At 74.8% G+C, this 13,597-nt stretch carries 10 protein-coding genes and 2 pseudogenes; 5 read left to right on the top strand and 7 right to left on the bottom strand.

Annotation, left to right across the window (positions count from 1 at the left end; translation table 11 throughout):
• The first annotated feature begins 9 nt into the window (after positions 1-9).
• Positions 10-285, top strand: a complete 276-nt coding sequence (locus ABZ452_RS26440; protein WP_357948198.1) for a hypothetical protein — start codon at positions 10-12, stop codon at positions 283-285.
• Between the two features lie 55 nt (positions 286-340).
• Here ABZ452_RS26440 and ABZ452_RS26435 read toward each other — a convergent pair whose 3' ends face one another.
• The 5 genes from ABZ452_RS26435 to ABZ452_RS26415 form a co-directional block, all read right to left on the bottom strand.
• Complete coding sequence (locus tag ABZ452_RS26435; protein WP_357948196.1) at positions 341-1,045, bottom strand: hypothetical protein; 705 nt, start codon at positions 1,043-1,045, stop codon at positions 341-343.
• Between the two features lie 73 nt (positions 1,046-1,118).
• Positions 1,119-2,051 (bottom strand): rhomboid family intramembrane serine protease, encoded by a 933-nt coding sequence (locus ABZ452_RS26430; RefSeq protein WP_357948193.1) that lies wholly within the window; start codon positions 2,049-2,051, stop codon positions 1,119-1,121.
• A gap of 32 nt (positions 2,052-2,083) precedes the next feature.
• Positions 2,084-2,722: a L,D-transpeptidase family protein gene (locus tag ABZ452_RS26425; protein WP_357948190.1), complete on the bottom strand. Its 639-nt coding sequence runs from the start codon at positions 2,720-2,722 to the stop codon at positions 2,084-2,086.
• Positions 2,723-3,112: 390 nt separating this feature from the next.
• On the bottom strand, positions 3,113-3,904 hold the full coding sequence (locus ABZ452_RS26420) for a DUF4184 family protein (RefSeq protein ID WP_357948187.1): 792 nt from the start codon (positions 3,902-3,904) through the stop codon (positions 3,113-3,115).
• Positions 3,905-3,926: 22 nt separating this feature from the next.
• Positions 3,927-4,625, bottom strand: a complete 699-nt coding sequence (locus ABZ452_RS26415) for an HAD family hydrolase (protein ID WP_357948184.1) — start codon at positions 4,623-4,625, stop codon at positions 3,927-3,929.
• Positions 4,626-4,829: 204 nt separating this feature from the next.
• Here ABZ452_RS26415 and ABZ452_RS26410 point away from each other — a divergent pair, with 204 nt between their 5' ends.
• Positions 4,830-6,167, top strand: a complete 1,338-nt coding sequence (locus ABZ452_RS26410) for a hypothetical protein (RefSeq protein WP_357948181.1) — start codon at positions 4,830-4,832, stop codon at positions 6,165-6,167.
• A 37-nt stretch (positions 6,168-6,204) separates the two neighbouring features.
• Here ABZ452_RS26410 and ABZ452_RS26405 read toward each other — a convergent pair whose 3' ends face one another.
• Positions 6,205-8,904: a glucosidase gene (locus ABZ452_RS26405; RefSeq protein WP_357948178.1), complete on the bottom strand. Its 2,700-nt coding sequence runs from the start codon at positions 8,902-8,904 to the stop codon at positions 6,205-6,207.
• Positions 8,905-8,946: 42 nt separating this feature from the next.
• On the opposite strand from ABZ452_RS26405, the gene ABZ452_RS26400 reads away from it, so the two are divergent.
• The 3 genes and pseudogenes from ABZ452_RS26400 to ABZ452_RS26390 form a co-directional block, all read left to right on the top strand.
• Positions 8,947-10,890 carry an amylo-alpha-1,6-glucosidase gene (locus ABZ452_RS26400; RefSeq protein ID WP_357948175.1) on the top strand — a complete coding sequence of 648 codons (1,944 nt, stop codon included), beginning with the start codon at positions 8,947-8,949 and terminating at the stop codon, positions 10,888-10,890.
• A 130-nt stretch (positions 10,891-11,020) separates the two neighbouring features.
• Positions 11,021-12,346, top strand: a complete 1,326-nt coding sequence (locus ABZ452_RS26395; RefSeq protein WP_357948173.1) for a glycosyltransferase family 4 protein — start codon at positions 11,021-11,023, stop codon at positions 12,344-12,346.
• Positions 12,347-12,435: 89 nt separating this feature from the next.
• Positions 12,436-13,218, top strand: a pseudogene (locus tag ABZ452_RS26390) (serine/threonine-protein kinase); the annotation flags it as partial.
• A 285-nt stretch (positions 13,219-13,503) separates the two neighbouring features.
• Here ABZ452_RS26390 and ABZ452_RS26385 read toward each other — a convergent pair.
• Positions 13,504-13,597, bottom strand: a pseudogene (locus ABZ452_RS26385) (heavy metal-binding domain-containing protein); the annotation flags it as partial.

The following is a 13,597-nucleotide window of genomic DNA, read 5'->3' as shown; positions in this document are numbered from 1 at the left end:
GGAGCGCCGATGTCGGAGCCACATGTCACGCTCGATCCGAGCGGGCTCGATCCTGTGCAGCAGAAGCTGCGCGGCCCGTTGGAGGATCAGCTGACCTCGGCCCTGCAGGCGGCCGCCGACCGGGTCCGCGCCGGCTACGCGGGTGAGCCCGTGGAGGAGGTCTGCCGTCGGCTGCTCGACGAGACCCGCGCCGGGCTGCACCCGGACATCGCCGCGGGGTTCAACCCGGACATGGACGAGTTCTGCCGGGTCGCGGTGGCCATCGTCCGCGGCGAGGTCGGCTGACCCACGTGCCCGACCGTGCCGGCCACCGGGCCGGCGCGGTCGGTCCGCGCGCGCGTCAGCCACGTCGCACGTCGACCGCGACGACGTGGGTGCCGTCGGGGCGGGTGGCCTCGCCCAGCCGCACCGGCAGCGTCCCGCCCGCCGGTGGCCGCAGCCCGAGGCCGAAGCTGAGGTGGCCCTCGAAGTCGCCGGCCGCGGCCCAGCCGCGCAGGGTCGGGTAGCCGAGCCGCGCCGGCGGCAGGGCGGCCGTCCCGGCGCCGCGGGCGTCGTGCGCCTGCGCCGGGTCGAACCGCACCGACAGGTAGGCCGTGCCGGGCAGGTCGACGGGCGCGCCGCGACCCTCCGTCCACACCTGCGGGACGTAGCCGACCTGGTAGGACGGTGTCGGGCCGCGGAAGGCGAAGGTGATCCGGCTGAACCCCTCGGCCGGGTGGTCGCCGACCCTCACCTCGACCAGGACCGGCAGGGGCTCCCCCGGCGCCGGGGTGACCGGCACCCGGACCTGGTGCGTCACCCGGGCGGGTGCCGTGGGCACGTCCCAGCCGTAGGTCACCCGCCAGGCGCCCTCGACGGGCGCCGCGCTGGTGGTCACGGCCGGAGTGGCGGCGGGGGTGGTGGCGGCGGGCGTGGTCCCGGCGGGCGTGGTCGCGGCGGCCGTGGTGCCGGCCGCCGGTGCGGCGCCGTCGTGGTCGGTCGCCGTGCAGGCCGCCGCGAGCAGCACGACCAGGCCGGCGAGCAGTGGTACGCGCTGAGGCGTCATGGTTCAGTGTCGCGCCGGGCCGCCCCCGTCCACCAGAGCCATTTCTCCGCCCGCCGGCGGCGCCCGGCGACGGTCAGCCGGTGAGGGCGAGCGACTTCACGACGACCAGCGCGACGAGCAGCACGGCGACCGCCGCGGTGACCGCCACCTGCACGGCGGTCCGCCGCCGGGCCGGGGCGTACGCGAACCCGAGGCCGACGAGGCCCCCGGCCAGCAGGCCACCCAGGTGCCCCTCCCAGGAGGTCCAACCGGCGGAGAGCACCATCCAGATCACGAACGGGATGAGCACCCGCTGCGGCTCGATCGGGTGGTGGTGCAGCCGCCGGGCGAGCACCACGTAGCAGCCGGCCAGGCCGTAGACCGCGCCGGAGGCGCCGACCGCCGCCTGGTGCGGGGAGACCAGGAAGCCCAGGACCCCGCCCCCCAGCGCGGAGAGCAGGTAGACGGCCAGGTACCGGGCGTGCCCGAGCCGGTCCTCGACCACCCGGCCGAGCACCCACAGCCACCACAGGTTGAAGGTGATGTGCAGGAAGCCGAGGACGCCCTGGGTGGGCAGCAGGTGCAGGAACGACGACGTGAGCAGGCGGTACCACTCGCCGTGCGCGATCCCGACCGGCTCGTACCCCGGGTGGGCGACGCCGTCGTCGACGTAGCGCTGGCCGCCGTCGTCGACCAGCCCGGTCCCCAGGCTGTCGAACCGGTCGAGCACGGCCGGGTGGACCAGCTCGACCAGGTACGCCAGCACGATGAGGGCGACCAGCGCGTACGTCACCAGCGGCCGGGCGACCGGACGGCCGCCGAAGACCGTGCGGGCCTGCCGGACGGTCCGGTTGTCCGCCCGGACGCAGTCGGGGCAACGGTGGCCGACCGGCGCCTCGCGCATGCAGTCGGGGCAGATGTGGCGGTCGCAGCGGCTGCAGCGCAGCAGCGTCTCCCGCTTCGGGTGTCGGTAGCAGGTGCTGGCGGCGTTCCCGGCGGGCGGCTGGCCGGTGCTGATCGTGTCCATCGGAGGCGGTCCTGGCGGCTCGTGGGGGCGGGTCAGTAGCGGTCGAGGCACTCGGCGGGGCTGAGCACGACGTGCGGCGCCGCCTCAGGGTCGAGCCAGGTGAGCACCGCGACCAGGTGCTCGTGGGACAGGCTCACGCAGCCGGCTGTGGGGTTGCCCTCGGCGCGGCCGAACTGGTGCAGGAAGATGCCGCTGCCGGCGTGGGGCACCGGGGCCGGAACGGTCGGCGGCATGTTGTAGGTGATCACCGCGAAGTGCGTGTACGCCGGGTCCTCCCGCCACAGCGCCTCGCTCTGGCCGCCCAACCGCGCGGCGGAGCGCTGGAAGCTGTTGTAGTGCGGGGAGTCCGGCTCGGCGTTCCACCAGTCGTCGACGGCCACCCGGTGGTAGGGGTGGCGCACGCCCGGGTCGGCGGCGATGCCGTAGATGGTGGGGCCGACGGCGTAGACGCCGGTCGGGGTGGTGGGCACGCCCTCGACGTGCCGGTCGCTGAACCCGTCGGCGCCGATCCGGGCGGGCAGCGGGGGCAGGGCCGGCCGCCAGTCGTCACCGGCGCGGTCGTACGCCTCCAGGGTGGCGTGGGTGGTGCGCCAGCCCTCGCCCGTGACGATGACGACCTGCCGCGCACGCGGTGGCAGGGAGGTCAGCCGGGCGGCACTCGTCGGCTTCACGCGGAGGATCCTCGCACGGGACGGGGCCAGGCAGCGTCCCCGGTCCGGTCGGTCTTCGTGGGATGGCGGAGGTGGCCGGACGGGTCAGGACCGGGTCCGCAACTCCCCGGTCCTGACCCCAGCCGTCCGGCGTGGTAGCGGTCTTCGCCGTTGGCGAGCACGGCGGGCGTGGCACGCCGCCAACGCCGGGCTCAACGCGGCGAGCCGGCCCGCATGCACTCAGCTCCACGGTGCCCAACTACCGGACTTCGGCGCGCCCCCGACTCACCCCGAAGAGGCGTGGGCGCGGGCTCAGGTTAAGCAGGTTCTCGCAGGTCGGACAAGGTTGGCCGGGCCCGGGGAAATGTGATTGATGCCAACGTTGAAATACGGCATGTCGGCGTAACAGGGTCAGCCGGACCAGCGCTGTTTGTGTTCGAGGCGACGGCTGTGCCCGGCATCGGGCGAGGGCCCGGTCAGGGCCCCCGCGGCGGCCGCCCCGGCGATCAGCGCGACCGCCGCGAGGTGCAGCAGGCGTACCCCGGCCGGCGCCGCGACGGTGGCCGCCGGCAGGCCCGGCAGCAGCAGCGCCCCGAGTCCGGTGACCGCCAGGGCCACCCCCCAGAACATTCCGGGCCGGGTCGCCGGCGCCGGCGGCCGGGCGCCGGCGACGATCTCCCCCCGCCGGGCGGCGCGCACCGCCAGAACGGCGACCAGCAGCCCGCCGCCGACGGTGCCCACCACGTCCGCCACCTGCCACCAGTAGAGCCCGGTCAGGGCGTGGAAGTCGGCGATGCCAAGCAGGCGCGGCCACCGGTCGGTGTGGGTGACGCGATCCCAGGCGACGTGGCTGAACGCGCCGATCAGCGCCGAGCAGACGGTGACCTGCCAGGGATGCCGGACGCCGGCCAGCGCGGCGTGGTCGGGCCAGCCGAACAGCCGCTGGCCGGGCAGGTGCACGGCGATCCCGGCGATCACCCGGCGGACGATCCAGGCGTACCCGAGGGCGACCGGCAGGCACCACCAGAGCAGCCCGCCGAGGGTGTGCGTGCGCAGACCGGGGGCGAGCCCGGTGCCGGTGAACAGGTAGCCCACGTCCGGCGCGACGGCGCCGGTGGCCAGCGCCACCCCGTCGAACCAGTGCGGCCGCCAGAGCTTCAACGGCAGCACCGGCGCCAGGTGCGAGGGGAAGGTCAGCGGCACGCCTGGGACGTTACCCGCCGGATCAGAAGTGCCGGACCAGGTCGGGGAAGGCGGCCAGCCGGATCACCCCACGGTCGGCCGGGTCCAGCTCGTCGTGTTCCAGCACCCAGGTGTTCTCGTTGGGGATGAAGACCGCGTTCAGGCCGGCGGCCCGGGCGGGCAGGATGTCCGAGCGCGGGGAGTTGCCGACCATCCAGGCCGTGGCGGGGTCGAAGGCGTGTTCCCGGGCGAGCCAGCGGTAGGTGTCGACGTCCTTCTCGGGGACGATGTGCGCGGCACGGAAGTGGTGCAGCAGGCCGCAGGCGTCGAGCTTGCGCTGCTGCTCCTCGCGCTCCCCCTTGGTGAGCAGCAGCAGCTCGTGCCGGGTGGCCAGGTCGTCGAGGGTCTCCGCCACGCCGGGCATCAGCTCGACCTGGTGGCCGACCAGCGCCGCCGCCAGGTCGTCGATCTCGGCGCGCTCCCGGTCGGTCGCGGGGCGCGCGCGCAGCTTCTCCAGGCACTCCCCCAGGCTGCGCAGGAAGACCTTGCTGCCGTAGCCGTGCGCGACCGCGTTGGCCCGCTCGATGTCGTCGAGCACCGTCCGGATCTCCGTCCGGTCCAGCGTCGGATGGTCCAGCCAGGTGAGGAAGTCGTCGATGACCCGCTCGAAGAGGACGTTGTTCTCCCAGAGCGTGTCGTCGGCGTCGAAGACCAGCACCGCGGCCTCCCGGCGCTGTGGCATCGCGTACTCCTTCCGTGTGCCGGACCGGGACACGGTACTGCCTCCGCCCCGCCCCGGCAGCCGGGTTTCCGGCGCGCCGGACGGGATCGGCCGACAAGATCATCCCGGACCGGACGGACGGACCGTCCGGACTGGCCGAACGCCGTGCGACCAGCGGCGGGAACCCGACTGCGCCGACCCGGCCCCGGGCGGCATGCTTCGGCGATGACGACCTCACGCGATCATCCCCGCGCGACCCCGGCCCGGCGCCGGCGTCGCCGGAGGGCGGCCACCGCCGTCGTGGCCGCGCTCGCCGCCGCCGGCGGCGCGCTCCCCCCGTCCCCCGCCCTCGCGGTCAACGCCACACACTCCACCGTGGTCGGTACCAACCCGGTGGACTGGACGCCGCACGCCCTCGACGGGACCGTGTACCGGATGCTCCAGATCGGCAACCGGGTGTACGTGGCCGGCTCGTTCACCAAGGTGCGCGACGCCGGGCAGACCGCCCAGCTGGCGATGCCGCGGCTGGTGGCCTTCGACGCCACCACCGGCCGGATCGACACGACGTTCCGGCCCGTGGTCAACGGCACGGTCAAGGCGCTCGCCGCCGCGCCGGACGGCCGCTCGCTCTACCTCGGCGGCGCGTTCACGACGGTCAACGGCGTGGCCGCACCGCGGGTGGCCCGGGTCGACGCGGCCACCGGCGCCCGGGTCGCCGGTTTCGCCCCGGCCGCGCTCAACAACCAGGTCAACGACATGCGGCTGGTCGGCAACCGACTGATCCTCGGCGGCGCGTTCCAGACCGTGGGCGGGGTGACGCGACGGGCCCTGGCCGCGTTGAACGCGACCACCGGCGCCGCCGACGCGTCGGTCAACCTGCGGGTCGAGGGCGCCCGGAAGACCACCTCCGGGGCCACCTCGCCGGTCAAGATCGAGGCGCTGGACGTCTCCGCGGACGGCCGGCGGCTCGTCTTCGTGGGCAACTTCAGCTCGGTGTCCGGCGCGGCGCGCCACCAGCTCGCCGTGGCGAACCTGACCGCGACCGGTGCCACCCTCTCGGGCTGGTCGACCGACCGTTACCAGCCGCAGTGCGCCAAGACCATGCCCACCTACCTGCGCGGGGTCGACATCTCCGCGGACGGCACCTGGTTCGTGGCGGTCACCACCGGCGCCGCGTTCCCGGGCACGCTGTGCGACACGGCGTCCCGCTTCGAGTTCGGCACCGAGACCGGCGGCAAGCAGCCGACCTGGGCGAACTACACCGGCGGCGACACGCTGCTCTCGGTGGCGATCACCGGCGCGGCGGTCTACGTGGGCGGCCACCAGCGCTGGCTGGACAACCCGCTCGGGCGCGACTCGGCCGGCCCGGGCGCGGTGTCCCGGCCGGGGATCGGGGCGATCCACCCGACCACCGGCAAGGCCCTGCCCTGGAACCCGACCAAGGACCGGGGCGTCGGCACCCAGGAGCTGTACGCCACCGACCGGGGTCTCTGGGTCGGCAGCGACACCGTCACGGTGGCCGGCGAGTACCACGCCCGGGTGGCGTTCCTCCCGCTGCCGTGAGGTGGTGGGGCGCGGCGCTCGGCGTCGCGCCCCACCCTCAGCGGCGCAGCGTGAGGATCAGGTCGGCGACCAGGGCCGTCCACCCGGTCTGGTGCCAGGCGCCGAGGCCGGCGCCGTTGTCGCCGTGGAAGTACTCCGGGAAGCAGATCAGATCCCGCCAGTCCGGGTGGGTCTGGAAGAGCTGGGCCGCGCCGTAGATCGGCCGCCGCCCCCAGCCGTCCCGGGTGAACAGCGAGATCAGCCGGGCCGACAGGTCGTCGGCGATCTCGTCGAGGGTGCGCTTCACCCCGGACCGGGTCGGATATTCCACCTGCAGGTCGTCGCCGAAGAAGGCCGCGTAGTCGCGCAGCGCGCTGATCAGCAGGAAGTTGGTCGGCATCCAGATCGGACCGCGCCAGTTGGAGTTGCCGCCGAACAGGCCGCTCGTCGACTCGGCCGGCTCGTAGCCGACGCTGAACTCCTGACCCCCCAGGGTGACCGTGAACGGCTTGTCCAGGTGGGCCCGGGAGAGCGTACGCAACCCGTACTCGGAGAGGAACTCGTCGGTGTCGAGCATCCGGGCGAGCAGGCGCACCACCTGATCGGGGCCGACCATCGACAGCAGCCGCTGCTGCCGGCCGTCCGGGCCGAGCCGGCGGGCGCCGACCACCTCGGCGTACTCGGGGCGGTTGGTGAGGAACCAGCGCAGCCGGGCGCCCAGCTCGGGCAGCCGGCGCAGGGTGCGCGCGGTGAGCCGGGTGACCGCGGCCAGCGGCAGCAGCCCGACCACCGAGCGGACCTTCAGCGGCACCTTCGTGCCGTCGGCCTGCCGCAGCACGTCGTAGAAGAACGCGTCCTCGTCGTCCCAGAGCCCCTGGTCGTACGCGGCCGCCGCGATGTACGCGAAGTGCTCGAAGAACTTCGTCGCGGTGTCCACGTACGCCCGGTCGTGCTCGGCCAGCACGACGGCCATGTCGAGCAGGTTGAGCGCGTACATGGCCATCCAGCCGGTGCCGTCGGACTGCTCCAGCACCCCGGCCACCGGCAGCGCGGCCGAGCGGTCGAACGGGCCGACGTTGTCCAGCCCGAGGAAGCCGCCCTCGAAGACGTTGTTGCCGCCGGTGTCCTTCCGGTTGACCCACCAGGTGAAGTTGAGCAGCAGCTTGTGCATCACCCGGGCGAGGAACTCGTGGTCGGAGGAGCCGTCGATCTCGAACACCTTGAGCGCCGCCCAGGCGTGCACCGGCGGGTTCACGTCGCCGAACGCCCACTCGTACGCCGGGATCTGCCCGTTCGGGTGCAGGTACCACTCGCGGAGCAGGAGCAGCAGCTGTTCCTTGGCGAAGCCGGGGTCGACCCGGGCGATGGTCACGCAGTGGAAGGCCAGGTCCCAGGCCGCGTACCAGGGGTATTCCCACGGGTCCGGCATGGAGATCACGTCGAAGCTGTTCATGTGCCACCAGGCGCTGTTGCGCCCGTGCCGGCGGCCGGCCGGCGGCGTGGAGCCCGGGTCGCCCTCCAGCCACCGCTTCACGTCGAAGTGGTAGAACTGCTTGCCCCACATCAGCCCGGCGATGGCCTGCCGGGCGACCAGCGCCTCGTCGGCGCTCGCGGCGGCCGGGATGACGCTGTCGAAGAACCGGTTCGCCTCGGCGCGCCGCGCCCAGAGCACCGTGTCGAACCCGTCGCCCAGGTCGGCCGGGGGCGGCGGGTCGTTCGCCGGGGGCGGTGCGGTGCGGGTGAGCCGCAGCCGGATCTGCCGCTGACCGCCGGCCGGCACGTCCAGCACGTAGTGCAGCGCGCCCTTGGTCCCCTCCCGGTCCGGGTTGACGGTGGCCGCGCCGGCCACCACGTGGTCGTTGATCCCGTCCTTCGGGTACGCCGACCGCCCGGGCAGCCCCCACAGCCGCTCGGCGTTGGTGTCGTTGTCACAGAGCAGCGGCGTGGGCGTGCCGTCGCCCTCCAGCACGAGCTGGCCGAGCACCCAGTGCTCGCCGACCAGCCGGGACCCGGCCCCGGTCAGCTTCGGCACCCGGTCGCCGCCGGGCAGCCCCCACGCCCAGGTGTTGCGGAACCAGAGGCTGGGCAGCACGTGCAGGGTCTCGTCGGTGTCGCCCCGGTTGGCCACCGTGACCAGCACGCACAGGTCGGTCGGCGACGCCTTGGCGTAGTCGACGGTGACCGCCCAGTACCGGTCGTCGTCGAAGATCCCCGTGTCGACCAGCTCGTACTCGGTGTCGTCCCGGCCGCGCAGCGCGTTCACGGCCACCAGCTCGTCGTAGGGGAAGGCGGCCTGCGGGTAGTGGTAGCGCCAGCGCATCCAGGAGTGGGTCGGCGTGGAGTCCTCGTACCACCAGTAGTCCTTCACGTCCTCCCCGTGGTTGCCGCCGTCGCCGCCGAGGCCGAACATCCGCTCCTTGAGGATCGGGTCCCGGCCGTTCCACAGGGCGAGGGCGAAGCAGAACGTCTGCCGGTCGTCGCAGACGCCCGCCATGCCGTCCTCGTTCCACCGGTAGGCTCGGGACCGCGCGTGATCGTGGGGGAAGTAGTCCCAGGCCGTGCCGTGTTCGCTGTAGTCCTCCCGTACCGTCCCCCACGCCCGCTCGGACAGATAGGGACCCCATGCGCGCCAGTCCTGCTCCCCGGCGTCGGCCTGGGCGAGCCGGTGCCGCTCGGGGTCGGGGGTCGCGGAGGTCGGGCGGTCAGTGATCACCTGCACATCTTCGACGCCGCCGGGGTACTTCTCCACAGGGGCCATTGTCGTCGTGGCGGGTGACACCCCGCCGGTGGTGGAGGAAAGTTGATCGACATTTGCTTCGGTCCGCAGGTCTGCGGGGACCTGTCCGCCTCGTCGACGCGGGAGTGGCTGGTCACCGACGGGCGGGGCGGCTACGCCATGGGCACGGTCGCCGGGCTGCGTACCCGGCGCTATCACGGGCTGCTCGTGGTGGCCGGGGAGACGCCGGCCGCCCGCAAGGTGGGCCTGGTCAGCCTCGACCCGGCGGTGACCCTGCCGTCCGGGCGGCAGGTCCGGCTCGGCGCGCACGAGTGGTCCCCGGGTGTGGTCGACCCGCGCGGGTTCGAGCTGCTGGAGCGCTTCGACCTCACCGACGGGGTGCCCCGCTGGCGCTGGCGGGTCGGCGACGTGGTGATCGAGCGGGAGATCGCCATGGCGTACGGCCGGTCCTGCGTGGCGGTGGTGCACCGGCTGGTCTCCGGCGGCCCGGTCCGGCTGGACCTGGCCGCGGCCTGCACCTGGCGCGACGCGCACGGCGAGCGGCGGGCGGACGGCCCGTCCCCCCGGCTGGAGGAGGTGGCCGGCGGCGCGGTGGTGGAGGGCGCGTTCCGGCTGGCCGGGCCGGGCTGGACCCCGGAGGGGCAGTGGTGGCTCGGCGTGCGCCACCGGGAGGAGGCGGCGCGTGGGCTGCACCCCGACGAGGACCTCTGGTACGCGGGCCGGTTCTCCGGCGCCCTCGACGAACCGGGCGCCGAGGTGTCCGTGCTGGCCTGGGCGGACGACCTGGCCGAGGAGCCCCCGCCGGCCACCGCGCTGGTCGAGGCGGCCCGGCGGCGCCACCGGGCGGTGGTGGCCGCGGCGAAGCCGGACGACGACGTCGACGCGACCCTCGCCCTGGCCGCCGACGCCTTCGTGGTGCGTACCGCCCGGGGCCCGGACGTGGTGGCCGGCTATCCCTGGTTCGGGGCGTGGTCGCGGGACACCATGACCTCCTACGAGGGGCTCCTCCTCCGCACCGGCCGGGGCGACGAGGGCCGGGAGCTGCTGCGGGCGTACGCGGCCACGCTGTCGGAGGGGATGCTCGCCAACACCGCCGACACCGGGCGGGTGGAGCACAACACCGTCGACGCGACGCTGTGGTTCCTGCACGCGGTGAACCGGCACGTCACCGTCACCGGGGACACCGACCTCGGGGTGGAGCTGCTGCCGGCGCTGGAGGGCGTGGTGGCCGCGCACGTGGCGGGCACCCGCTACGGCATCGGCGTCGACCCGGCCGACGGCCTGCTCACCCAGGGCGGGCCACCGGACGTCGCGCTCACCTGGATGGACGCCCGGGTCGACGGGGTGCCGGTCACCCCGCGCACCGGCAAGCCGGTCGAGGTCAACGCGCTCTGGGTGAACGGGCTGGCCGGGCTCGCCGAGCTGACCGAGCTGGCCGGCCGGGACGCCACCGAGCTCTGGGGCCGGCACCAGCGGGCCGCCGCCGCGTTCCGGGAGCGCTTCCCCACGCCGGCCGGCTGGCTGCACGACGTGGTGGACGCGCCGGCGCCCGCGTACCCGCTCGGCGGGGCGCCGCACCACGACGACGACCTGCTCCGCCCCAACCAGCTGCTCGCCTGGTCGCTGCCGTACGCGCCCCTCGAACCGGACGAGACCACCCTGCGCCGGGTCACCGAGGGGCTGTTCACCCCGCTCGGCCCGCGCAGCCTCGCCCCCGACTCCCCCGGCTTCGTGGGCCGGCACCGGGGCGGCCCGGCCGAGCGGGACTCCGGCTACCACCAGGGCACCGTCTGGCCCTGGCTGATCGGGCCGTTCGTCGACGCGTACCGCCGGGCCGGCCTGCCCACCGACGACCTGCTGGTGGGCCTCGAAGGGCACCTGACCGAGTACGGCCTCGGCTCGGTGAGCGAGACCGCCGACGGGCTCGCCCCGCACGCCGCCACCGGCTGCCCGTTCCAGGCGTGGTCGGTGGCCGAACTGCTGCGCGTCCGGCGCCTTCGGCGGTAACGCGTTACAGACCGGCAACCGGCGCGTCGCCGCTGGTTATCGACCGCTGGGCAGGATGGGCTGCGACCCCACGACGCGCCCGACGCGGTGCCGTCTGGCGGTGCGGGAACCACAACTCCAAGGGGGCCGCATGTCCGCTGACGCCGAAGTGATCGACATCCAGCCCGCCCGGCGCCAGCGGGTGCTGATCCTGTCCTGGGAGTACCCACCCGTGCTCGTCGGTGGCCTCGGCCGCCACGTGCACGCGCTCTCCGTCGCCCTGGCCGCCGCCGGCCACGAGGTCACCGTCGTCACCCGGCACGCCGAGGGCGTCCCCCTGGAGGAGTACGCCGAGGGCGTGCGCGTCCTGCGGGCCGCCGAGGACCCGGTCCGGTTCCCGCTCGCCACCGACTCGCTGCTGGCCTGGACTATGGCGTTCAACCACACGCTCACGCGGGTGGCGCTGCGCGCCGCCGAGTCCGGCGCGTACGACGTCATCCACGCCCACGACTGGCTGGTCGCGCACACCGCCGTCACCCTCGCCGAGCACCTGGACCTGCCGCTGATCACCACGATCCACGCCACCGAGGCCGGCCGGCACCAGGGCTGGCTGCCCGAGGAGATGAACCGCACCATCCACGGCGTCGAACACTGGCTGAGCAACGCCTCGACCCGGGTGATCGCCTGCTCCGGCTACATGCGCGACCAGGTGGGGCGGCTGTTCGACGTGCCGGCCGGGCGGATCGACGTGGTCCCCAACGGGGTGGACGACCGGGCCTGGCACGCCCGCCCCCGCGCGGTCTCCGCCGCCCGCGCCCGGTTCGCCGCCGACGGCCCGCTGGTCGGCTACGCGGGCCGGCTGGTCTACGAGAAGGGCGTGCAGCACCTGGTGCACGCCGTGCCGTACCTGCGGGACCGGCACCCCGGCCTGCGGGTGGTGATCGCCGGCGACGGCCCGTACCGCGACGAACTGGTCGACCAGGCGCACCGGCTGCACCTCGCCGACACGGTCCGGTTCGCCGGCTTCCTGGACGCCACCCAGCTCCCCGCCGTCCTGGCCGCCACCGACGCGACGGTGGTGCCCAGCCTCTACGAGCCGTTCGGCATGATCGCCCTGGAGGCGGCGGCCGCGGGCGCTCCCCTCGCGGTGGCGGACACCGGCGGCCTGGCCGAGATCGTCGAACCCGGGGTGACCGGGGTGACCTTCCCGCACGGCGACCCGGACGCGCTGGCCGGCGCGGTCGACCGGCTGCTCGGCGACGAGGTCTTCGCCCGCCGGGTGGCCCGCCGGGCCCGCACCGTGGTCGCCCGGCGCTACGCCTGGTCCGCCATCGCCGCCCGGACCGCCGGCAGCTACGCCACCGCCCGCCGGGAGCACGGCGCGTTCCAGACCCGTCGGGCGGCGGCGCTGCTGGCCGGTGGCCGCAGTGCCGTCGCCATTCCGGAGGGGAATCTGCTGGCCGGCGCCGCGAGCTGAGCGCAACGCCCTGACGGGCGATAGGTGTTGTCCGATCCGTTGGCTATTGTGGACATCCACGAGCGGTGAGGAGTGCGGTGCAGCAGGTAATGATCGCCGGCCGGTACCGCCTGCTCGACCTGGTCGGCCGCGGCGGGATGGGCCGGGTCTGGCGGGCCCGGGACGAGATGCTGCACCGCGAGGTGGCCGTGAAGCAGGTGGTGCCACCGGGCTGGCTCGCCCCGCACGAACGCGACGAGCTGCGCGGCCGGACGCTCCGCGAGGCGCGCGCGTCCGCCCGGCTCAGCCACCCCAACGTGGTCCGGGTCTACGACGTGGTCCGGGTCGACGGCGACCCGTGGCTCGTGATGGAGTACGTCCCGTCCCGGTCGTTGCAGGAGATCATCGAGTCGGACGGGCCGGTGGACCCGCGCCGGGCCGCCGGGATCGGGCTGGCGGTCCTGGCCGCGCTGCGCGCCGCGCACGAGGCGGGCGTGCTGCACCGGGACGTGAAGCCCGCCAACGTGCTGCTGGCCCGGGACGGCCGGGTGCTGCTGACCGACTTCGGGTTGGCCGTCTTCGACGGCGGCGACGGCATGATGACCCGCCCCGGCCTGGTCCTCGGCTCCCCCCAGTACGTGGCCCCGGAGCGGGCCGCCGAAGGGGTGTCCAGCGTCGAGGCCGACCTCTGGTCGTTGGGCGCCACCCTGCACGCGGCCGTGGAGGGCCGGTCCCCGTACGCCCGCAGCACCGCCATGGCCACGCTGGCCGCGCTGGCCAGCCAGCCGCCGGACCCGGCGCCGCACGCCGGCCCGCTGGCGCCGGTGCTGGTCGGGCTGCTGCGCCGCGACCCGCGCCACCGGCTCGGCCACGACGACGCGGCCCGGCTGCTGGCCGCCGCCACGGCGCCGACCGTCGACGTGCCCGGCTGGCCGGTCGCGGGCACGACACCCGCAGCACCCGCCACCGGGTCGGGCCGGGACAGCGGCGGCACCGCCCGCGCGGCCGGTGGGCCGGACTGGGACAGCACCGACGCGACCGGGGTGCCACCGCCGGAGCGCAGCTACCCGGACGTGATGCCGCCGGCCGCCGCCGCCCGCGAGTGGAGCCGGGCCGCGCGCCGGAGCGAGTGGGCGCCGCCGGCCGGACGGAACCGCGACGCCACCCTGCCGCTGGCCGCCGCAGTCCCGGCTGTCGAAGCGCATGCCGATCACGGCGTTCGCGCCGAGCCGCATGGCCTCCTCGCCGAGCCGGGCCACCGAGTCGGTCCGC

The sequence above is a fragment of the Micromonospora sp. NPDC005707 genome (assembly GCF_040631005.1).
Taxonomy (GTDB): Bacteria; Actinomycetota; Actinomycetes; order Mycobacteriales; family Micromonosporaceae; genus Micromonospora.
Note: the sequence above shows the minus strand (reverse complement) of the source record. Positions and strands in the feature narration are given on the sequence as shown.